The sequence below is a fragment of the Massilia sp. BAP21 genome (genome assembly GCF_057801335.1).
Map to the genome: position 1 here is coordinate 5,573,897 of NZ_CM173596.1, position 20,067 is coordinate 5,593,963.

Genomic DNA, 20,067 nt, shown 5'->3' on the forward strand with positions numbered 1-20,067 from the left:
GGCCGCGTTCGTTCCGCGCCAGCCACGGCGCAGCGGCTTCAGCGCTCGCCCGACGCCAGCGCGATGCGCCGCCTGATCCGCTCCAGCGCCGCCGCATCGCCTGCCGCCTGTGCCCGCCCCTGCGCCACGCCCAGCCACATCAGCAAGGGGCGGCGCCAGCCCTGCTCCGACGCGGTATCGGTGGCCGCCTCGATATCGGCCGGCGTGATCCTGCCTGCCTTGAACAGGGCGCCGGCCGCCACCAGGCGCGCCAGGGGATCGGCCACGCCCTTCAAGGAACCGCTGGCCACCACCGGCCGGTGCTGCTCGGGCAGCGCCGCCGCATCCAGCCCTTCCCAGCGCCCGCCGATATATGCCGCATACGCGCGCTGCTGCGCCGTGGCGTCCGGCGCCAGCGCCGCAAAGCCCGGGCAATCGTCGAACTCGAGGCTGGCCGCCAGCGTGGCGCAGCGCACCAGCTCCACCTGCGCCACCAGCGCCGGCTGCCCGGTGCTGGCGGTCTCGCGCCGCGCCCGCGCGAATTCGGCGTTCGCGGCGGCGCTGTTCCCGCGCAGGTAGTCATCGGTGAAACCGTCGAGCGCGTCCTTCGCGTCGGCCTGCCAGCTCGGCGGCGCCGGTTGGCTGGCGCAGCCGGCGAGCGCCAGTGCAACCAGGATCAGGGGCATCTTCATGGCAGCTTGATCTCCTGCTTCGCCTGGCCGAACGGCCACTTGCGGTTGATCTCGTCGACCAGCCGGTTCACCTTGCGCAGGCTGGCGTCGACCTCGCCGCGCAGCGCGCCCAGGTCTTCGGTGGCCACGCGCGCATTCGAGCCCACGGCCTGGGCCTCGATCAGCACCGCATCGACTTTCTTGAGCGTGCCGCGCGCGTCCTGCAGCACGCCCTGCAGCTCGACCACGGCTGCCTGGGCATCCTCGACCATGCCCTTCTTGCCGTACAGGCGCTGGTCGGTTTTCGCCAGCAGCGTGTCGAGGCGCTGCAGGGTCTGGACGAACTTGCTGGCCTCGTCGTCGCCCAGGGCGCCGCTCAGCAATCCATACTTGCCGGACAGGCGCCCGGTCATGGCCTGGATGTTCTCCAGGCTGCCGCTCATGGCGGAACCGTCGGCGGTCAGGTTCTCCAGGTTGTTCAGCAGCGAACGGGCGGTCGCCACCAGGCCCGGAATCTCGGCCGTCACGTCGCCGCGCAGCACCGGGCGGATGGCGTTGTCGGGCAGCGGCGGGTCGTCGAGCACGCCGCTGAAGGCGCGGATGCGGGTCTCGCCGACCACGCTGCGCTCCAGGGTGAACACGCTGGAGGTGCGCAGCCATTTCGCGTCGCCCTTCGAGACGTCGATCACGATGTGCACCTTGCCGTCCGCGCCCAGGTCGACCAGGCGCACGCGTCCGATCGGGAAGCCGGCAAACGTCATGTCCATGCCGGGAATGACGCCTTCGGAGTTGTCGGTTTCCAGCACCAGCTTCTGGGTCGGCTCGAACACGCCGCGCGCGTACATCACGTACACCACGAAGCCGATGATCAGCGCGGCCACCACCGCCAGCAGGATCATCGCCTTGGTTTCCACGTGGGCCGGTTCGTCTTGTAGGGTGTCGGTCATGGTCTCAGATGTATTTGATGGCAAGCGAGGAGCCTTCGATCAGCAGCAGCACGAACAGCAGGCGCAGCGCGCCGGGCTGCACGTTCGAGGCCAGCCGCCGCGGGTAGCGTTGCAGTTCGAGGATGGCGGCGGTCGGGATCACGGCCACCGCCAGGCCGAACAGCACGGTCTTGAGCACGAAGCCGATCGTCACCACCGGCTCGAACACGCGGCCGACGGTACGGGTGTAGTCGGGCAGGCCCCAGGGCGAAAGGCCGTAGACGTTCAGGTAGGCCAGCACCAGCACGATGGTGGAGCTGACCATGGCCAGGCTCAGCACCGAGAAGGCGTTGGCGAACAGCTGGGGAACGAGGTCGCGCCGCAGGCGGCGCAGGGCCTCCGTGGTGATGGCGTCGGTCGGCAGGCCGGCGCGCGCCAGGCCCAGGATCGAGGAGTCGAAGGCCATGCCGGCGCGCAGGGCGGCGAACAGGGCCGCCGACAGCGGGATCAGTTCCAGCACCAGCACCCGCACCACCATTTCCAGCGCATAGCGCGACAGGCCGTAGCTGAGCGCGGTCACCAGCACGATGCGGATGATGACGAGGCTGATCAGGGCCGAGAGCAGCGTGAACCAGGGCAGGACCTTCCAGGTGCCGGTGTAGACGTAGTAGGCGGTGGCGTGGCGGCTGGCGCGGTTGTAGCTCGACGGCGTAAGGGCAGTGACCAGGGCGATGGCGCCGAGGTGGAACATGTACCACCAGCTGCGCAGGTAGCGCACGAAGGCGGCGCCCCAGAGGCTGGGGCGGGTGGCGAGGTTGACGGTGCGGCGGATCATGCGATCAGCCCCGGAGACGCGCACATGGCGAGATCGTGGGCCGCAGGCCCGACCGTTTGCACGGCCGCTGGCCCTTCACGCTTCCGCGTGGGCACGCTCGGCCTCGAGGCCCCGGCATCGCGGCCCCCACCCTACGCCCGGCGTGCTTCATGCACGCTCGGGACCTCGCCGATCGCGGCCAGCGCTTTTTGCAGCTGGCTGGTGGAACCCAATTCGGCGGTGAAGACCATGCGCGCCTGGCCTTTCGTGGTCTGCGTGTTCACGCCCGTCACGTTGATCTTCTCGCGCGAGAACACCTCCGAGATGTCGCGCAGCAGGCCCTGGCGGTCGCTGGCGAGGATGAAGATGTCGACCGGGTAGACGGTTTCGCTGCCGAGCGTGCCCCATGCGGTCTGGATCACGCGCTCGGGCGCCTTGCTGCGCATTTCGGCGAAGTTCTTGCAGCTCTGGCGGTGGATCGACACGCCCTTGCCGCGCGTGACGAAACCGACGATCGGGTCCGGCGGCGCCGGCTTGCAGCACTTGGCCAGCATCGTCATCAGGCCTTCGGTGCCGACCACCAGCACGCCGGACTTGGCGCCCTGCTCCACGCTCGAGGCGCGGCTCTTGTTGACGACCGCCGCGTCCTCCAGCGGCGGCGCTTCCACGGCGTCGTGCAGCGCCGCTTCCACGTGGCGCAGGCTGAATTTCTCCTTGCCGACCGCGATGAACAGATCGTCGACCTTGGCAAAGCCCAGCTTGTGCGCCAGCGCTTCCAGGTTGACCGCCGTCTTGCCCTCGCGCTGCAGGGACTTCTCGACCAGCGCCCGGCCCTGCGCCAGGGTCTCGGCCAGATCGAGCGCATGGAACCAGGCGCGGATCTTCGAGCGCGTGCGGCTGCTGACCGTGTACTCGGGACTGAGCCAGTCGCGCGAGGGTCCGGCGCTGCCGGCCGGTCCCTTGGCCGTGATGATCTCGCAGGTCTGGCCGTTGCGCAGCGGGGTGTTCAGGGGCACCATGGCGCCGTCGATCTTGGCGCCGCGGCAGCGGTGGCCGACCTCGCTGTGCAGGTGGTAGGCGAAGTCGATCGGCGTGGCGCCGACCGGCAGTTCCAGCACCCGCGCCTGCGGCGTGAGCACGAAGATGCGGTCGTCGAGCGTGGTGGCTTTCAGCTTCTCGACCCACTCCTTCTGCACGTCCTCGCCGGCCACGGCGTCGGCGACGTCGCTCTTCCAGGCCAGCAGCTGGCGCAGCCAGGCGATCTTTTCGTCGTACTTCTCGCCCTTGAAGTTGGAGCCGCCCGACTCTTTGTAACGCCAGTGCGCAGCAATGCCGTACTCGGCGAAGTTGTGCATCTCCTGGGTGCGGATCTGCACTTCCAGCGGACGCCCGTCCTCGGCCGTGACCACCGTGTGCAGCGACTGGTACCCGTTCGGCTTCGGACGCGAGATGTAGTCGTCGAACTCCTTCGGGATCGGGGTCCAGATGTTGTGCACCAGGCCCAGCACCGAGTAGCAGGTCTTCACGTCGGGCACGATCACGCGGAAGGCGCGCACGTCGTAGAGCTCGGAGAAATCGAGTTCCTTGCCGCGCATCTTGTTCCAGATGCTGTAGATGTGTTTTGGGCGCCCGCTGACCTCGGCCTTGATGCCGGCCGATTTCAACTCGCCTTCCAGGCGGTCGATCGAGGACTGCACGAAGCCTTCGCGCGCCATGCGCTTTTCTTCCAGCATCTTGGCGATGCGCTTGTAGGTGTCCGGCTGCAGGAAGCGGAACGACAGGTCTTCCAGCTCCCACTTCAGCTGCCAGATACCGAGGCGGTTCGCCAGCGGCGCATACAAGTCCATGACCTCGCGGCCGTAGTCGCGGGTGGTGTCGTCGAAGCGTTTTTGTTCTGCGAACCAGCGCAGCATGGTGGCGCAGGACGACAGGCGCACCAGCACCACGCGCATGTCGGACGCCATGGCCAGCAGCATCTTGCGCAGGGTTTCGATGTGCGCCGCCGCTTCCTGGGCCGCGTTCTTGCCGCGCCCCAGTACCGGCTGCGCCACGGTGAGGTCGCGCAGGCGGATCAGTTGCTGCACGCCGCGCACCAGCGTCACCACCTCGCTGCCGAACAGCTGCTCCAGCGTCTCGACGATGGCCGGGTCGAACATCGCCAGCTCGAACAGCAGGCCGGCGATGCGCGTCTCGGCGTCGCTGCGCAAATAGGCCAGCGTGCCGGCCACGCCCAGCGAGAACTCGAAGGCGTTCTGGTGCGACGCCAGCGTGCGTTCGCCGTAGGCGGCCGCGGCGTAGTCGAGCGCATGCTGCACGCGTGCGCATTCCTCGGGACTGAGGCCCTGGACCAGCTGGGTGGTGGCGTCGCCGAGGGCGGCGGTGGAAACCATCGTTTAGCGCAGCGCGGCGGTGACGACGATCTCCACCAGGCAGGCCGGGTTGGCGAGTTTCGATTCGACGGTGGCGCGCGGCGGCGTGTGGCCCTGCGCGACCCACTCGTCGTAGACCGCGTTCATGCCGGCGAAGTGGGCCATGTCGGCGATGTAGATCTGGCACATCAAGATGCAGGTCTTGTCGCTGCCGGCTTCGGTGAGCAGGCGGTCGACGTGGCCCAGCACTTCGCGCGTCTGGCCCTCGATGTCCTGGGTGGTGTCTTCGGCGATCTGGCCGGCCAGGTACACGGTGCCGTTGTAGACAGCGGTTTCGGAGAGGCGTTTGCCGACGTGGTAACGGGTAATTTCCATCTTCTTCTCTTTCTAGAACGTGGGGCGTCGGATGAACCTCAGCCAAGTAAAAATTCGCGTGCAAGCGCGATCTGGTCGGCATGCACGAAGGTGGGCGCGTGGCCGACGCCGGGGAACTCGACCAGGCGCGGACGCGGGCCGCGCGTCGTCATTTCCTGCGCCGTGGCGTGCGACAGCAGGTCGGACAGTTCGCCGCGCACCAGCAGCGTCGGGCACCGGATCGCGTCAAAAGCGCGCCACAGGGCCGCCTGGCCCAGCTCGGCGCGCGCGGCGGTGACGGCCTTGAAGGGCTCGGCCAGCGCCAGGTCGTAGTGACGCACCCATTCGCCGTTCGGCGCCTGGCGCAGCACGTCGGCGGCCAGCTTGCGCCATTCCTCGTCGGAGTGCGGACCGAACGAGCTTGACACATCGCGCACGAAGCGCGCGCCGGATTCGAAGTCCGGAAAGCGCAGGTCCTGGCCGATGTAGTTGGCAATGCGGCGCATCGCGGCTTCGTCGAGCACCGGGCCGATGTCGTTCAGCACCAGCCTGGCGATCGGCGTGTCCGGCAGCGAGGCCAGCACCATGCCGATCAGGCCACCCATCGAGGTGCCGAACCAGTCGACCCGGCTGTCCTCGCTGCCTGCCGTAATGCGGGCGATCAGCGTGACCATGTCGGCCACGTACTGCGGCACCGCGTACAGCTGCGGGTCGCGCAGGTGGTCGGAACGGCCGCGGCCGGCCACGTCGGGGCAGACCACGCGGTAGGTATCGCTCAGGTCGCGCGCCAGGGCGTCGAAATCGTCGGCCACGCGCGTCACGCCATGCACGCAGACCAGCACGCGCGGATTGGCCGGGTCGCCCCACTCCTTGTAGGCGATGCGGTGCAAGCCAGCCCGCGAGCTGCACTGCACATGTTTGATCCTCGCTTCGCTCATCCCGCCTCCATGATGCAATATTGTCTGCCTGTTCAGCCGCAACCGACATTTTAGCTGGCAGTGCGATTAGAATTCTACCAATTCCGAGCAGGCACCTTGAACACCACTTTAAAGAGGGCAGCATGAATGCACTTGCAAGCGCAAAGATGTTAAGCGGTAAAACGGCACTCGTCACCGGTTCCACCTCGGGCATCGGCCTCGGCATCGCCCGTGCGCTGGCCGAACAGGGCGCGAACATCGTCTTCAACGGCTTTGGCGACGCCCAGCAGATCGAAAAGCTGTACACCGACGTCGGCCAGGAGTTCGGCGTCCAGACCGGCTATCACAACGCCGACATGTCGAAACCCGCCGAGATCGCGGCCTTGATGCAGTTTGCATCCGACAAGTTCGGCGGCGTCGACATCCTGGTCAACAATGCGGGCATCCAGCACGTGTCGCCGGTCGAGGACTTCCCGGTCGAGAAGTGGGACGCCATCATCGCCATCAACCTGACCTCGGCCTTCCACACCACGCGCCTGGCCCTGCCCGGCATGAAGGCGAAGAACTGGGGCCGCATCATCAACCTGGCCTCGGTGCACGGGCTGGTGGGATCAAGCCAGAAGTCGGCCTATGTCGCGGCCAAGCACGGGCTGGTGGGCTTTACCAAGGTCACGGCGCTGGAAACCGCACAGACCGGCGTGACCTGCAACGCGATCTGCCCGGGCTGGGTGCTGACGCCGCTGGTGCAGAAGCAGGTCGACGACCGCGCCGCACGCGAGAGTGTGTCGAACGACGAGGCGAAGCGCGCGCTGCTGGCGGAGAAGCAGCCGTCGGGCGAGTTCGTCACGCCGGACGAACTGGGCGCGCTGGCGGTGTTCTTCTGCTCGCCGGCCGGCGCCCAGGTGCGCGGTGTGGCGTGGAACATGGATGGGGGCTGGGCCGCGCAGTAAGTCCGTGACGATGCGGGGATGATGTTGCTGTTGTAGGGTGGGCTCTCGAGCCCACGCGGTCTCATCGACTGATCATCGGCGAACGAAACCGAAGCCGGGATGCATGCATCACGACGCCGGTTTGTGCCGCATTCGTGCATGTGATGATCCCGCGTGGGCACCTGTGCCCACCCTACGGGTATGCGACAATTCTGCCCTTCGATACCACAGCAGAACCAGCATGCAGCACTTTGAACGGCGGCGCGACCGCTTCGACCTTTTCGACCGCATGGACAGCCCCGCGGTCAACCTCTGCTTCACGATGGACCTGCCGGACTTCCGGCCCTGGTGCAAGGCGCAGGGCCTGCCGCCCTTCCACGTGCTGCTGTGCGCCGTGCTGCGCTCGGTGCTGGCGATTCCGAACTTCCGCTACCGCGTGTTCGAGGGCGAGGTCATCGAGATCGACCGCCTGATGCCTTCGTTCACCGTCACCAACCAGCACCACGACCTGAATTTCGCCCTGTTCGACTGGTCCGACGACTTGCGCGAATTCGTGCGGCGCGGTGTGGCCGCGCGCGACCAGGCCGGCGCCATGCTGGAACTGAACAATGCCTATGCCGGCCTGTCGCCACGCCAGGTGAAGGACCAGGTCTTCATTACCTGCATACCCTGGCTCGACTTCACCTCGATCAAGCATCCGGCCGCCACGCTTGGTTCGCCCGACATCCCGTCGCTGGCCTGGGGCAAGTTCAAGGATGGACCGAACGGCCGCCTGGCGCTCCCGTTCTCGGTGCAGGCCCACCACGGCTTCGTCGACGGCTACCACATCCACCAGCTGGCGCAGCAGATCGCCGCCGAGCTGGAAGGCTTCATGGCCTGATTCAAGGAAGCGCCGGCACGCGGCGCGCACATTCCGCTTGACTCGGAAATATGATGATCATAATATGAAAGCCATCATATTGAGCGTCAGCCACCATGAACACCGAATCCAAGCAAACCCGGCGCGAGCTGTCCCACCAGCGCATCCTCGACGCCGCTGCCCGCGCCGTACGCCGCCATGGTTATGGCGGCGTCGGCGTGGCCGAGGTGATGAAAGAAGCCGGCCTCACCCACGGCGGCTTCTATGCCCACTTCAAGTCGCGCGACGCCCTGCTCGCCGCCGCGCTCGACCATGCCGGCGCGGGCAGCGCCAAGGTCCTTGCACGGCGCATCGCACTCGGGCGCGAAGCAGGCGTAAGCCCCTTGCGCGCCCTGGTCGAAGGCTACCTGAGCGAAGCCCACGTTGCCGCCGCCGAGCTGGGTTGCCCGGTGGCCGCCCTCGGCTCCGACATGCACCGCCAGCAGGAAGACGTGCTGGCCGCCTCGCGCCGCCGCGTGCAGGGCCTGATTGCCAGCGTGCGCCAGGCGCTGCCGCCAGGCGCTCCCGAGGCGCAGGCGCAGGTGATCGCCAGCACCCTGGTCGGCACCCTGCAACTGGCGCGCACGCTCGGCGACGAGGCCGGCGGCCTGCTGCAAGCGTCGCGCGACGCCCTGCTGGCGCAATACGACAAGGCGCCGGCCTGAGCTAACAACGCGTAGGGTGGGTTCTCGAACCCACCATCCACATGCGACAACGAATGGATACCCATGGTGGGTACAAGTACCCACCCTACATTTGCCCCAAAATATGATGGTCATCATATTCAATCAACCTGAAAGAGGAACACCATGAAACTCGCAGATGCCACCGTCTTTATCACTGGCGCCAATCGTGGCCTCGGTCTCGCCTTTGCCCGCGCCGCCCTGGCAGCGGGCGCACGCAAGGTCTACGCCGCTGCGCGCGACCCGGGCAGCGTCGCCCTGCCCGGCGTGGTGCCGATCGCGCTCGACGTCAACAATCCCTCGCAGGTCGCGGCTGCCGCGGCCGATTGCGGCGACGTCACCCTGGTCGTCAACAACGCCGGCATCGCCACCACCGGCGGCCTGCTCGACTCTGGCAGCATCGAGGTCACGCAGCGCATGATGGAGACCAACGTCTACGGCATATTGCGCGTGAGCCAGGCCTTTGCGCCGGTGCTGGCCAGGAACGGCGGCGGCGCGCTGCTGAACGTGCTGTCGGTATCGAGCTGGCTCAGCGCGCCGGTGCTGGCCGGCTATGCGGTGTCGAAAGCCGCCGCCTGGAGCGTGACCAACGGCCTGCGCAACGAACTGCGGGCGCAGGGTACGCAGGTGCTCGGCCTGCACGTGGGCTTCATCGACACCGACCTCACCAAGGGCTTCGACGCACCGAAGCTCGCGCCGGCATTCGTGGTCGAGCGGGCCTATGCGGCGCTGGAAGCCGGCGCCAGCGAAATCGCGGTCGACGAATGGACGCAGGGAATCAAGCGCGGCCTGTCGAACGAACCCGGCATCTACATCGGCATCTCTCCCGATTCTGCACGCTGATCCTTTTCGGACAACCACCATGACCACTCCCTCCATCGCCCCGTCCCCGCTGGCCGCCAGTGCCACCACCAGCGCCTCGCCCTGGCCCATCTTCTGGATCGCCAGCATCGCCGTCTTCCTGGTCTCGCTCGACGCCACCCTGCTGTACGCCGCGTTCGGCCCGCTCGGGCGCAGCTTCCCGAGCGCCAGGCCGGCCGACATGTCCTGGGTGCTGAACGCCTACACCATCGTCTACGCCGCCATGCTGGTGCCGGCCGGCGGCCTGGCCGATACCCACGGCCGCAAGCGCGTGTTCCTGATTGGCGTGACGCTGTTCCTGGTGGCGTCGGCCGCTTGCGGCATGGCCGACAGCGTCGCCTGGCTGATCGCGGCGCGCGTGGCGCAGGCGCTCGGCGCGGCGCTGCTGACGCCGGCCTCGCTGTCGATCATCCTCGACGCCTTTCCGAAGGAGAAGCGCGCGGTGGCGGTCAGCCTGTGGGGCGCGGTCGGCGGGCTGGCGGCGGCCGTGGGGCCGAGCCTGGGCACGACCGTCATCGAGCACTTCGGCTGGCCGGCGGCGTTCTACCTGAACCTGCCGCTGGGCGCCGTGTCGCTGTGGTACGGGGCGGCGCGCCTGCGCGAAGCGGGCGGCGCGGCGAACCGGCAGCGGGTGGACGTGGTCGGCATGCTGCTGCTGATCGTGGCGGTGGGTGCGTTCGCGATGGCGATCACGCAGTCGGAATCGCCGCACTGGAGCCGGATCGAGCTGGCGGTGCTGGCCTTGCTGGGCGTGGCCGGGCTGGGCGCCTTCATCCTGTGGGCACGCACGGCCAGGGCGCCGCTGGTCGACCTGGCGCTGTTTGCGAACCGCAGCTACAGCCTGGTGAACCTGGCAACGCTCGCCTTTGGCACGGCGTTCGCGCTGATGTTCTTCTCCTACTTCGCCTACCTCACGAACGTGTGGCACTACAGCCTGCCGGCGGCCGGCCTGGCCGTGACGCCGGGGCCGCTGACGGTGGTGCCGACGGCCATCATCGCCGGGCGCATCGCGGGGCGCTACGGACACCGGCGCGTGCTGGTGCCCGGCGCCCTGGTCTACGCGTGCAGCAGTTTGTGGCTGTTCTCGATGGTGGGGAGCGAGCCGCACTACCTGACGCAGTGGCTGCCGGCGGTGCTATTGAGCGGGACCGGGGTCGGCATGGTGCTGCCTTCGCTGGCCGGCGCCGCGGTGGCGGGCCTGCCGCCGGCGCAGTACGCGGTGGGCAGCGCGGTGAACCAGGCCACGCGCCAGCTGGGCGGCGCGCTGGGGGTGGCGATCGCGGTGGTGCTGGTCGGGCACGCGGGTGTGGCGCGGGCGGACTTCGTGCCGCTGTATGCGCTGCACATCGGCCTGGCGCTGGTCACGTGCGTCTTGTGCCTAGGCGTGCAGACCAGGCGGGCGTAGGGTGGACCGGGCCACGAGAGGCGGCTACACCCGACGGTGTGCGGTCACGCTGCCGTGATGCCGTCCACGCGTCCAACGACATCTTGTGCAGCCTCGCAGCATGCGAGCACGGACTGAACGCGTGGGCGGCGCACAAGCAGCGTGACCGCATGCAGTCCGGTATAGCCGACCACCCTACATGCGCAGGACCGCGACCTGCCCAACGATGGGCTCGCCGTTCTCGCTGCGCAGCGGGGTCGACTCCAGCAGCACGACCTGGAAGCCGTGCGCATCCGCCAGCCGGCGCAGGTAGCCGGCCGCATGCGCGTAGCGGTTCGATGCCTGCAGCACGAAGCCCTCGCCTTCGCAGGTTTCGGTCGACAGGCAGAAGGCACCTCCCGGGCGCAGGATGCGCGCGACCTGTGCGAACACCTCGGCCAGGTCGCCGAAGTACACGAACACGTCGGCCGCCACGACCAGGTCGGCGCCTGCGCTTTCCTGCGCCAGGAAGGCGGCGATGTCGGCGCAGGCAAGGCGGTCGTACAGGCCGGTCGCGCGCGCCTTGTCGAGCATGCGCTCTGACAGGTCGACGCCGACTAGCGAACGTGCGGGCGGCTTCAGGTAGGGCGCGCACAAGCCCGTGCCACAGCCCAGGTCGAGTACGTCGCCGCCGGCGTCGACCCCGGCCCGGCGCAAGGCGGCATCGATGGCTGCCGGCGTGCGGTAGTCCAGCACCTCGGTCAGGTGCTGGTCGAAGTGGCCGGCATACTGGTCGAACAGCGCCTTGACGTACGCCTGCGGCGCGCGTTGCGGCGCCTTGCCGACGCCGAGTGCGGCCAGGGCGAAATCGACCTGGCTCGTGTCGCTATCCTGCGCCTGCCGTATCCGGCGCGCGCACTGGTAGGCCTCGATGGCTTCGGGCTGGCGCCCGAGGGCAAGCAGCGTCGCTGCGCGATGCTCGTGCGTGACGGCGTGTTCGGGCCGCAGCGCCAGAGCATGCTCGTAACTGCGCAGTGCCTCGTCGAAGCGGCGCAGCTTGTGCAGCGCCATGCCGCGGCCGGCGTGGGCCTCGGCCATCTTCGGGTCGACGGCCAGCGCATGGTCGTACCCCTCGACCGCGTCGCGCAGGCGGCGCAGCAAATACAGGGCATTGGCGCGCACGCACAGCGCCTGCGCGTAGCGTGGCTGGGCGGCCAGCGCCCGTTCGGCGCCCTCCAGCGCGGCCTGCGGCTGGCCCAGGTCGATCAAGGCCGCGGCACGGTTGCAGGCCGCTTCCGGATACGGCGAACGCAGGGCCAGCGCGCGCTCGTAGCTGTCCACCGCTTCCTTCGCCCGTCCGAGCTTGCGCAGGGCGTTGCCGCGGTTGGCGAATGCCATCGCATACGACGGGTTCAGGCGCAGCGCCTGCTCGTAGCTGGCCAGGGCTTCGGCGCTGCGGCCCAGGTCCTGCAAGGCGGCGCCCAGGTTGCAGTGCGCGGTCGCCTGGGCTGGGTTGATGGCGATGGCTTGCCCAATCAGGTCCAGCGCCAGCGCGGCCTCGCCCTGCTGGCGGTAGACCACGCCGAGCAGGTGCAGCGCGTCGAACTGGTGCGGCGCCTCGGCCAGCACCGCGCGGTACATCTCCTGCGCCTGCGCCAGCCGGCCCGCCTGGTGGTGGGCGACGGCCTGCTGCAACAGCGTGGTGCGGTTCTGTTTTCCTGCCTGCGTCATTCCTGCCTCTCGAATCCGGATCGGCGCAAGGATACCGCAAGCGCCTGCCATGCAGGGGAAGCAGTCCGCTATCATTCCATCTTCACAACAATAAGAGACCCACCATGCGCCGCTGGACCAGCAAGCTTGCCTTTACCGCCCTCACCCTCGCCGTATTCTCCCTATCCGCCGCCGCTGCCCACGCGGCCGAACCGCGCACCCTCCTGCTCACCGCCGACCGCGTCTGGACCGGCGACGGCCAGCCCCACGCCAACTGGGCGGTGCTGGTGAGCGATGGCCGCATCAGGGAAGTCGGCCCGGCGGACAGGATCAACGTCCCGGTCGATGCCGAGCGCGTCGCCCTGCCCGGCAAGACCCTGATCCCCGGCCTGATCGACCTGCACTCGCATGTGCTGCTCCACCCCTACAACGAAACCACCTGGGACGACCAGGTGATCAAGGAGCAGGTCGAGTACCGCACCCTCCTCGCCGGCAAGCACGCGCAAGACACGCTGCAGGCCGGCTTCACCACCCTGCGCGACCTCGGCACCGAAGGCGCGAACTATGCCGACGTCGGCGTCAAGCGCGCCATCGAAGGGGGTGTGATTGACGGCCCGCGCCTGCTGATCGCGACGAAAGCCATCGTGGCCAGCTTCAGCTACGGCCCGGCCGAGCGCAGCTACCGCCCGGACATGGAGATACCTTACGGCGCCCAGCCGGCCACCGGCGTCGACGAGGTAACGAAGGCGGTGCGCGAGCAGGCTTCGCACGGCGCCGACTGGATCAAGTTCTACGCCGACTACCGCACCGGCGTCGACGGCAGCAGCCGCCCGACCTTTACCATCGAGGAGATGAAGGCGATGGTGGCGGCGGCCCACGTCACCGGGCGCAAGGTGGCGGCGCATGCCAGCACCGACCAGGCGATCCGCATGGCGGTGCTGGCCGGGGTCGACACGGTCGAGCATGGTTATGGCGCGAGTGAGGCGACCTTCCGGCTGATGAAGGAGCGCGGCACCGCGTACATTCCGACGCTCACCGCGCCGGAAGCGATCGGCGAATACTTCCAGAAGCACGTGCGCGGCGGCGAGCCGACGCCGTCGATGAAGGAAGCGGCGCGCGCGTTCGCGCTGGCGCGCAGGGTGGGCGTGGTGATCGGGAACGGCAGCGATGTCGGCGTGTTCACGCACGGGACCAATGCGCGCGAGCTGGAGTGGATGGTGCGGCTGGGGATGTCGCCCACGGAGGCGCTGCGCGCGGCAACCTCGGTGGCGGGGGAGATTCTGGGCAAGGGCAAGGAGCTGGGGCGGCTGGCGCCGGGGGCGCTGGCGGACGTGGTGGCGGTTGAGGGCGATCCGACGGCGGATATCGCGGCCGTGCGCAAGGTGGGCTTCGTGATGAAGGGCGGGAAGGTCTACCGCAAGCCTTAACGGGATCGTAGGGTGGGCTCTTGAGCCCACGCGGTCGTACCCGTGCATTCCCCACCGTCGAATGGAACCGGCGACGTCCGCGACCGTCCAGGTTGGCGTTTCGACATGCATGCGCTGTACCGCGTGGGCTCGAGAGCCCACCCTACGAGATACCAGTAGGGTGGGTTCTCGAACCCACCATTGTGCATGACGATATGCACGCGCATGCATGCACTACGACCTGTCATCCATTTTATTGATATCCGCCATCAACACTGCCATCAATAAACCATATGACGGTCATTCACCGACCTGCGGATATCCACAATATCCACGCCGGTGAGTTTTTGTGATGATCCTCTTCACCATCAACCTCTCGAGAAGAGTGTCATGAAAAAGCCATTCTACAAAATCCTGTATGTACAGGTTCTGTTCGCCATCGTGCTGGGCGTCCTGCTGGGCGTGTTCCATCCCGAGCTCGGCGAGAAGATGAAGCCTTTGGGAGACGGCTTCATCAAACTGATCAAGATGATCATCGCACCGGTCATCTTCTGTACCGTCGTGGCGGGTATCGCCGGCATGCAGGACATGAAGAAGGTCGGCCGCGTCGGCGGCAAGGCCCTGCTCTACTTCGAGGTCGTGTCGACCTTCGCGCTGGTGATCGGCCTGCTGGTAGCGAACATCGCCAAGCCGGGAGCCGGCTTCAACGTCGACGTCGCCCACCTCGATACCAAGGCGATCGCCCAGTACACCGAGAAGGCCTCGCACCAGAGCACCGTCGACTTCCTCATGAACATCATCCCGAACACCTTCGTGGACGCCTTCGCCAAGGGCGACATCCTGCAGGTGCTCCTGATCGCGATCCTGTTCGGCGTGGCCCTGTCGATGCTGGGTGAGCGCGGCCGTCCGATGACCAAGATCATCGACGACTTCTCGCACGTGATCTTCGGCGTCGTGAACATCGTCATGAAGCTGGCCCCGATCGGCGCGTTCGGCGCGATGGCCTTCACCATCGGCAAATACGGCCTGGCCTCGCTGGTCCCGCTGGCCAAGCTGATGGGTTCGTTCTACCTGACCTGCTTCGTGTTCGTCGTCCTCGTTCTGGGCACCATCGCCCGGATGACCGGCTTCTCGATCTTCAAGTTCATCTCCTACATCAAGGAAGAACTGCTCATCGTGCTCGGCACCAGCTCGTCGGAATCGGCCCTGCCGGCCCTGATGCGCAAACTGGAAAAGCTGGGCTGCTCGAAGTCGGTGGTGGGCCTGGTGGTCCCGACCGGTTACTCATTCAACCTGGACGGCACCAACATCTACATGACCATGGCCGCCCTGTTCGTTGCCCAGGCAACCAACACCGACCTGACCCTGACCCAGGAACTGACCATCCTCGCCGTGGCGATGCTGACCTCGAAAGGCGCATCGGGCATCACCGGCGCCGGCTTCATCACCCTGGCCGCAACGCTGGCCGTGGTCCCGACCATCCCGGTGGCCGGCATGGCGCTGATCCTCGGTATCGACCGCTTCATGAGCGAATGCCGCGCCCTGACCAACTTCGTCGGCAACGGCGTGGCCTCGGTGGTGGTGTCGAAGTGGGAAAAGGAACTCGACCACGACCGCATGAACGCCGTCCTGAACGGCACCTACGTCGAGCCGGCCGAGTCGATCGACCCGGTCACCGGCAGCCCGACCCTGCAAAAGGCGGCCTGATCGTCCTCCGCAGACCAGGAAAACCGCGCTCCGGCGCGGTTTTTTTTCGTCCCTGCCGGCCTGAGCAGGCGGCGGCGCGTGGTGCTAAGATCGCTCTATGACACAACAGCAAAGGGACACCGACATGAGCAGCGACGGCACCTCCACCGCGGCGCACGACTTCGACGCCGCCATCGCCCTGGCAAGCAGCGGCGACAACGAGGCGCAAGGCCAGACCCACCCCGCCTACGGCAACATGGTCGGCCCCTTCGGCGGCGTCATCGCCGCCACCCTGCTGAACGCGGTGCTACGCCACCCCGAACTGCTGGGCCAGCCGGTCTCGCAGACCGTCCACTTCGCCGCCCCGATCGCCGACGGCGGCTTCACGGTGCAGACGCGCGTGATGCGCACCAACCGCACCACCCAGCACTGGCATGTGGAGCTGATCCAGAACGGCGAGGTCGCCGCCTTTGCCACGACGGTCACCGCCGTGCGGCGCGAAACCTGGGCCGCCCTCGACGCCGCTTTCCCGGAAGTGCCGCCGGCCAGCAGCATCGCCCCCTCTCCGCACATCGCGCGCGCCGCCTGGACCGGCCGCTACGAAATGCGCTTCATCGACGGCGCACCCGGCGCGCCCGACACCCCCAGCGACAGCTCGCAGTCGACCATGTGGATCCGCGACACGCCCGAGCGCCCGCTCGACTACCAGTCGCTGGCCGCCCTGTGCGACGCCTTTTATCCGCGCATCTTCGTGCGCCGCCCGAAATGGGTGCCGATCGGAACCGTGGCCCTAACCACCTTCTTCCATGCCGATGCCGCCCAGCTGGCCGCGCAAGGCAGCGCGCCCCTGCTCGGCGTGGCGCGCGCGCTGCGCTTCGGCAACGGCTTCTTCGACCAGAGCGCGGAGATGTGGAACGAACGCGGCGAACTGCTGGCGACCAGCCACCAGGTGGTGTACTTCAAGGAGTGAGTCCGGGCCAGTCAATTTTCCCTCGATCGATTACCAACAAATGATAGCGAACTGATATGATTTGTTGATAATTTCTTTGAGGAAAGCATTATGCCTGCCGTGACCGCATCCCGACCTGGTCTTGCCCCACGCCATACACTAACGACGCTCATATGCGTACTGGCGCTGGCGCCTGGCCTGGTGCTTGCCGGCGAGCGCGTCTACCGCTGCACCGACCGCGATGGCAAGGTAGCGTTCCAGGGGCAGCCCTGCCCCGGCGCCCTGCCGCCCGCCACCACTGCCGCTGTCGCCACCGCGCCGCCGCGGGCCACCGTCCCCGCCGCGTCCCTGCCGCTCCATTTTCTCGACTACGAACAGACGACGCGCGCCAACGCCCTGTCGCCGCCGCTTCCGGGAATGAAGCAATGGGCGGCGGACGCGGACGTCGTGGTGGTGTCGGGTTACGCACCGTCCGCCCGGCTGACCCAGGTCGACATCGACCACCGCGCGCGGCCGGTGCTGGTGGTGCTCAGCGCCTACGAAAGCACGATGTGGAAGGTGGTGCCCGCGCCGGGTACCCGCATCAAGGCCATCGTGGTCTCCAGCAGGGAAAGCACTCCCCGCTACGACGTGCAGGCGCCGGCGGGGGTCCCGGTCCAGTTCGACCGCTTGCCTTATGCCGACGAGGCGGAAAACATCAACTTCCGCGAACTGATGAAACAGCTGAACGCCCGCTACGGCGTCGAGCGGGTGCTGGCCTTGCGCGGCGGGCACAAGCTGCCGGCCCAGGTCGCGGTGCGCGGGCCGTTCGCGCCCGACCCCTTGCTGACCTTCGCCGGGGTCCGTCCCCAGGTGCCGGCTGTGCGCTTCGGCTTCGACCTGGTCAGCGTCGACGGCCGGCGCCTGCCGTTCACGAACACCGGCCCCGCGGACGGCAAGCGCTACACAGGCATCGTGCGCGGCGGGATGCTGAGTTTCCACGGCTCCGGCGCGGCGGCGGTGGGCGAAGACGGCCGCGAAGCGTACTATCTGGAGGGCAACGGCAGTACCCTGGTCTGGGCGCCCGAAGGCATGAGCGGCCGAAAGGAGAAGCTGACGCTGCCCCCTCACCTGCCGCCGCTGTCCTGGGGCGCCGGCCTGGCCTGGGACACGCGCAAGGGCGTGCTGGCCATCGCGTCGTTCGGTGGCGAAGGCCACTTCTACCGCTACGACACGCGCCGCCACCAGTGGCTGGACGCGCGCTCCCTGCAGCGCCGCAACCTGATGAGCCTATCCTTCGATGCGAGCAGCGGAGGCTATGTCGGCGTATCGCGCAGCCTCGAACTGGTACGCTTCAACGCACGCGGCGAGCTCGAAGACGTGCAATCCCTGGAGGGCCTGCTCCCGGACGTCGACAGCACCTACGACAAAGGCAACCGCCGCCCCGATGGCCTGAGCGCGTTCGCACACGGCGCCGCCACGGCCGTGGTCAGCGTCGTCGACGGCACGGTCTCCCACATCTGGACCTACGATGCACGTGCGCGCAAGGCGCAGCTGAGCTACAAGGCCGAGCCGTCAAGCTGGCCGGTCCGGTAAGCAGGCCACGGCGCTGCCACTGCGCGGCGCCGGCCATGTTCGGCATACCTTCACTTCGGTATCTGCGCTTCCTGCAGCATTGCCAAGGAGTCCATTCATTGCTAGCATATGGAAACCATAACTTCCACATGCTGGCATGTCGAATATCCTCAAGCTGGGCGTAGCTTGTCTGTTACTGGCAGCTTCGCTCGCCCACGCCGCCCCCGAAGCCTCGCTCACGCCCCAGCAGCGCAGCCAAGCCATCGCCGACATCGCCACGGCCTTTGAGCAGACCTACATCTTCCCCGAGGTCGGCAGCGCCATCGCGCGCGACCTGCTTGCCCGGCGCGCGCGCGGCGAATACGACCACATCGAAGCCTCGCGCGAGCTGGCCGCGCTGCTGAGCAAGCACATCGACGACATCAGCCACGACAAGCACACCGAGGTCGCCTACCTCGAGGACGATCAGCTGGCCGAGGCGCCGCCGGCCGACCCGGCCGCGGTGCGCAAACGCGCCGCGGCCCGACGCGCCAGGGCCAAGGCCGCCAACTACGGCTTCGCCGCGCCGCAGCGCCTGGACGGCAACATCGCCCTGGTCCGCTTCGACAGCTTTTATCCGCCCGCCGAGGCCGCGCCCTTCGTGCACGCGCTGATGAGCGACCTGGCCGACGCCGACGCCCTGGTCCTCGACCTGCGCGAAAACGGCGGCGGCGCGGCCCAGCTCATCCCGGTGCTGGCCAGCTACCTGTTCGACGAGCAGCCGGTCCATCTCTATGACACGGTCGACCGCCGCCTCGGCACCCGCACCCAAGCCTGGACCGCGCCGGCGCTGACCGGCGCCCGCTTCGGCGGCAGGAAGCCGGTCTATATCCTGACGAGCGCCGGCACCATCTCGGCCGCCGAGAACCTCGCCTACACCCTGCAAAAGCTCGGCCGCGCCAGCGTGGTCGGCGAGCGCACCGCCGGCGCGGCGCACGGCTCCTACGGCAAGCCGGTCAGCAGCCACTTGGTGCCGATGGTGGCCAGCCGCCGCATCATCCACGCGGTCACGAAAAGCGACTGGGACCGCAGCGGCGTGCTGCCCGACATCCAGGCGCCGGCCGGGGAAGCGCTGGCCGTTGCGCTGGCGCGCGCCAGGGCCGACATCGCCAAAGCCGCGCCTTGAAGCGCGCACACGGTGGCGCACCGGGTGCGTCAGGGTGGGCGACATCCGGGGATGAAGATCATCGCGCTCACCGGATGGGGCCAGCAGGTGGACCGGGCGCGCTCGCACACGAACGGGATCGACCACCACCTGACCAAGCCGGTGGACTGGAAGGTGCTGGTGAATCTGCTGGCGGCCGGCTGAGGCGCCCTTCAGGCTTGCGTTGACGGCGTTGCGGGCCAGCTTGATAATCGCGCCGCGCACGCCCTGTGCGCCACGATAAGAATGGAGACTGGAACATGTGGAAAACGCCCTGGCCGGCGCCTGCCTCGCGCTCGCCCTGCCTTTATGCGCGTCCGCGCAGACGCCGCCGGCGCCAACGCCGGCCTACGATGCCGCACTGGCCGCCTCGCTCGGCGCCGACGAACGCGGCATGCGCCAGTACGTGCTGGTGATCCTGAAGACGGGGCCGAACAAGATGACCGATGCAGAAGGCCGCAAGAAGATGTTCGCGGGTCACTTTGCGAACATGGAAAGGCTGGCGGCGCAGAAGAAGCTGGTGCTGGCCGGGCCGCTCGACGGCAAGGAGGGGCGGCGCGGGATCTTCGTGTTCGCGACGCCGGAGATCGAGGAAGCGCAGAAGCTGGTGGCGACCGATCCGGTGATCGTGCAGGGCGAGATGGTGGCGGAGTACCACAAGTTTTATGGGTCGGCGGCCGTCATGATGATCAATGAGGTGCACAACCGGATTCAGAAGAAGTGACGGCGGCGCGTTAAAGGCGATTCGATTACGCAGCCGATTGTTGAACGCGTGGACGGCGGAGCCGTCCACCCTACGTAGGGTGGACGGGTTT

Annotated in this window: 19 protein-coding genes; 12 read left to right on the plus strand and 7 right to left on the minus strand. The window is 67.7% G+C overall.

The genetic code is table 11. The features are described 5' to 3' along the window. Positions 1–38: 38 nt before the first annotated feature. The 6 genes from ACWYRN_RS24265 to ACWYRN_RS24290 all read right to left on the minus strand — a co-directional run bounded on the left by ACWYRN_RS24265 (position 39) and on the right by ACWYRN_RS24290 (position 6,051). Positions 39–671 carry a hypothetical protein gene (locus ACWYRN_RS24265; protein WP_488690351.1) on the minus strand — a complete coding sequence of 211 codons (633 nt, stop codon included), beginning with the start codon at positions 669–671 and terminating at the stop codon, positions 39–41. Next, positions 668–1,597, minus strand: a complete 930-nt coding sequence (locus ACWYRN_RS24270; protein WP_488690352.1) for an MlaD family protein — start codon at positions 1,595–1,597, stop codon at positions 668–670. The genes ACWYRN_RS24265 and ACWYRN_RS24270 overlap by 4 nt, the downstream gene beginning before the upstream one ends. Positions 1,598–1,601: 4 nt before the next feature. After that, positions 1,602–2,411: an MlaE family ABC transporter permease gene (locus ACWYRN_RS24275; RefSeq protein WP_488690353.1), complete on the minus strand. Its 810-nt coding sequence runs from the start codon at positions 2,409–2,411 to the stop codon at positions 1,602–1,604. 131 nt (positions 2,412–2,542) lie between these two features. Beyond that, entirely contained in the window at positions 2,543–4,780 is a 2,238-nt protein-coding gene (locus tag ACWYRN_RS24280) for a RelA/SpoT family protein (protein ID WP_488690354.1), read from the minus strand. Positions 4,781–4,783: 3 nt separating this feature from the next. Then, positions 4,784–5,134: a RidA family protein gene (locus tag ACWYRN_RS24285; protein ID WP_229436620.1), complete on the minus strand. Its 351-nt coding sequence runs from the start codon at positions 5,132–5,134 to the stop codon at positions 4,784–4,786. A 38-nt stretch (positions 5,135–5,172) separates the two neighbouring features. Continuing rightward, a complete protein-coding gene (locus tag ACWYRN_RS24290) occupies positions 5,173–6,051 on the minus strand; it encodes an alpha/beta fold hydrolase (protein WP_488690355.1) in 879 nt (292 codons plus the stop codon). A 146-nt stretch (positions 6,052–6,197) separates the two neighbouring features. On the opposite strand from ACWYRN_RS24290, the gene ACWYRN_RS24295 reads away from it, so the two are divergent. The 5 genes from ACWYRN_RS24295 (at position 6,198) to ACWYRN_RS24315 (ending at position 10,806) form a co-directional block, all read left to right on the plus strand. Then, positions 6,198–6,980, plus strand: coding sequence for a 3-hydroxybutyrate dehydrogenase (locus ACWYRN_RS24295; protein ID WP_488692882.1), 783 nt, complete (start codon positions 6,198–6,200; stop codon positions 6,978–6,980). 220 nt (positions 6,981–7,200) lie between these two features. After that, positions 7,201–7,839: a CatA-like O-acetyltransferase gene (locus ACWYRN_RS24300; RefSeq protein WP_488690356.1), complete on the plus strand. Its 639-nt coding sequence runs from the start codon at positions 7,201–7,203 to the stop codon at positions 7,837–7,839. A gap of 95 nt (positions 7,840–7,934) precedes the next feature. Further along, the gene (locus ACWYRN_RS24305) at positions 7,935–8,522 is read left to right on the plus strand and encodes a TetR/AcrR family transcriptional regulator (protein ID WP_488690357.1); all 588 of its coding nucleotides are present in this window, start codon (positions 7,935–7,937) and stop codon (positions 8,520–8,522) included. A 144-nt stretch (positions 8,523–8,666) separates the two neighbouring features. Further along, the gene (locus tag ACWYRN_RS24310; protein WP_488690358.1) at positions 8,667–9,383 is read left to right on the plus strand and encodes an SDR family oxidoreductase; all 717 of its coding nucleotides are present in this window, start codon (positions 8,667–8,669) and stop codon (positions 9,381–9,383) included. Positions 9,384–9,402: 19 nt separating this feature from the next. Next, entirely contained in the window at positions 9,403–10,806 is a 1,404-nt protein-coding gene (locus ACWYRN_RS24315; protein WP_488690359.1) for an MFS transporter, read from the plus strand. A 174-nt stretch (positions 10,807–10,980) separates the two neighbouring features. Here ACWYRN_RS24315 and ACWYRN_RS24320 read toward each other — a convergent pair whose 3' ends face one another. Continuing rightward, a complete protein-coding gene (locus ACWYRN_RS24320) occupies positions 10,981–12,495 on the minus strand; it encodes a tetratricopeptide repeat protein (protein ID WP_488690360.1) in 1,515 nt (504 codons plus the stop codon). 104 nt (positions 12,496–12,599) lie between these two features. On the opposite strand from ACWYRN_RS24320, the gene ACWYRN_RS24325 reads away from it, so the two are divergent. The 7 genes from ACWYRN_RS24325 to ACWYRN_RS24355 all read left to right on the plus strand — a co-directional run bounded on the left by ACWYRN_RS24325 (position 12,600) and on the right by ACWYRN_RS24355 (position 19,976). After that, positions 12,600–13,901 carry a metal-dependent hydrolase family protein gene (locus tag ACWYRN_RS24325; protein ID WP_488690361.1) on the plus strand — a complete coding sequence of 434 codons (1,302 nt, stop codon included), beginning with the start codon at positions 12,600–12,602 and terminating at the stop codon, positions 13,899–13,901. Between the two features lie 369 nt (positions 13,902–14,270). Continuing rightward, the gene (locus ACWYRN_RS24330) at positions 14,271–15,587 is read left to right on the plus strand and encodes a dicarboxylate/amino acid:cation symporter (RefSeq protein WP_488690362.1); all 1,317 of its coding nucleotides are present in this window, start codon (positions 14,271–14,273) and stop codon (positions 15,585–15,587) included. A gap of 97 nt (positions 15,588–15,684) precedes the next feature. Then, positions 15,685–16,536, plus strand: a complete 852-nt coding sequence (locus ACWYRN_RS24335; protein ID WP_488690363.1) for an acyl-CoA thioesterase — start codon at positions 15,685–15,687, stop codon at positions 16,534–16,536. A 90-nt stretch (positions 16,537–16,626) separates the two neighbouring features. Beyond that, entirely contained in the window at positions 16,627–18,090 is a 1,464-nt protein-coding gene (locus tag ACWYRN_RS24340) for a DUF4124 domain-containing protein (RefSeq protein WP_488690364.1), read from the plus strand. Positions 18,091–18,226: 136 nt separating this feature from the next. Beyond that, on the plus strand, positions 18,227–19,234 hold the full coding sequence (locus tag ACWYRN_RS24345) for a S41 family peptidase (protein ID WP_488690365.1): 1,008 nt from the start codon (positions 18,227–18,229) through the stop codon (positions 19,232–19,234). Between the two features lie 51 nt (positions 19,235–19,285). Further along, positions 19,286–19,417 carry a response regulator gene (locus tag ACWYRN_RS24350; RefSeq protein WP_488690366.1) on the plus strand — a complete coding sequence of 44 codons (132 nt, stop codon included), beginning with the start codon at positions 19,286–19,288 and terminating at the stop codon, positions 19,415–19,417. Between the two features lie 97 nt (positions 19,418–19,514). Next, on the plus strand, positions 19,515–19,976 hold the full coding sequence (locus ACWYRN_RS24355) for a YciI family protein (protein WP_488690367.1): 462 nt from the start codon (positions 19,515–19,517) through the stop codon (positions 19,974–19,976). Positions 19,977–20,067: the final 91 nt, after the last annotated feature.

What these genes read in the sequence shown, in the direction of transcription:
- ACWYRN_RS24265 (WP_488690351.1), bottom strand. Translation starts at nt 671, where the DNA reads ATGAAGATGCCCCTGATCCTGGTTGCACTGGCGCTCGCCGGCTGCGCC.
- ACWYRN_RS24270 (WP_488690352.1), bottom strand. Translation starts at nt 1,597, where the DNA reads ATGACCGACACCCTACAAGACGAACCGGCCCACGTGGAAACCAAGGCG.
- ACWYRN_RS24275 (WP_488690353.1), bottom strand. Translation starts at nt 2,411, where the DNA reads ATGATCCGCCGCACCGTCAACCTCGCCACCCGCCCCAGCCTCTGGGGC.
- ACWYRN_RS24280 (WP_488690354.1), bottom strand. Translation starts at nt 4,780, where the DNA reads ATGGTTTCCACCGCCGCCCTCGGCGACGCCACCACCCAGCTGGTCCAG.
- ACWYRN_RS24285 (WP_229436620.1), bottom strand. Translation starts at nt 5,134, where the DNA reads ATGGAAATTACCCGTTACCACGTCGGCAAACGCCTCTCCGAAACCGCT.
- ACWYRN_RS24290 (WP_488690355.1), bottom strand. Translation starts at nt 6,051, where the DNA reads ATGAGCGAAGCGAGGATCAAACATGTGCAGTGCAGCTCGCGGGCTGGC.
- ACWYRN_RS24295 (WP_488692882.1), top strand. Translation starts at nt 6,198, where the DNA reads ATGTTAAGCGGTAAAACGGCACTCGTCACCGGTTCCACCTCGGGCATC.
- ACWYRN_RS24300 (WP_488690356.1), top strand. Translation starts at nt 7,201, where the DNA reads ATGCAGCACTTTGAACGGCGGCGCGACCGCTTCGACCTTTTCGACCGC.
- ACWYRN_RS24305 (WP_488690357.1), top strand. Translation starts at nt 7,935, where the DNA reads ATGAACACCGAATCCAAGCAAACCCGGCGCGAGCTGTCCCACCAGCGC.
- ACWYRN_RS24310 (WP_488690358.1), top strand. Translation starts at nt 8,667, where the DNA reads ATGAAACTCGCAGATGCCACCGTCTTTATCACTGGCGCCAATCGTGGC.
- ACWYRN_RS24315 (WP_488690359.1), top strand. Translation starts at nt 9,403, where the DNA reads ATGACCACTCCCTCCATCGCCCCGTCCCCGCTGGCCGCCAGTGCCACC.
- ACWYRN_RS24320 (WP_488690360.1), bottom strand. Translation starts at nt 12,495, where the DNA reads ATGACGCAGGCAGGAAAACAGAACCGCACCACGCTGTTGCAGCAGGCC.
- ACWYRN_RS24325 (WP_488690361.1), top strand. Translation starts at nt 12,600, where the DNA reads ATGCGCCGCTGGACCAGCAAGCTTGCCTTTACCGCCCTCACCCTCGCC.
- ACWYRN_RS24330 (WP_488690362.1), top strand. Translation starts at nt 14,271, where the DNA reads ATGAAAAAGCCATTCTACAAAATCCTGTATGTACAGGTTCTGTTCGCC.
- ACWYRN_RS24335 (WP_488690363.1), top strand. Translation starts at nt 15,685, where the DNA reads ATGACACAACAGCAAAGGGACACCGACATGAGCAGCGACGGCACCTCC.
- ACWYRN_RS24340 (WP_488690364.1), top strand. Translation starts at nt 16,627, where the DNA reads ATGCCTGCCGTGACCGCATCCCGACCTGGTCTTGCCCCACGCCATACA.
- ACWYRN_RS24345 (WP_488690365.1), top strand. Translation starts at nt 18,227, where the DNA reads ATGTCGAATATCCTCAAGCTGGGCGTAGCTTGTCTGTTACTGGCAGCT.
- ACWYRN_RS24350 (WP_488690366.1), top strand. Translation starts at nt 19,286, where the DNA reads ATGAAGATCATCGCGCTCACCGGATGGGGCCAGCAGGTGGACCGGGCG.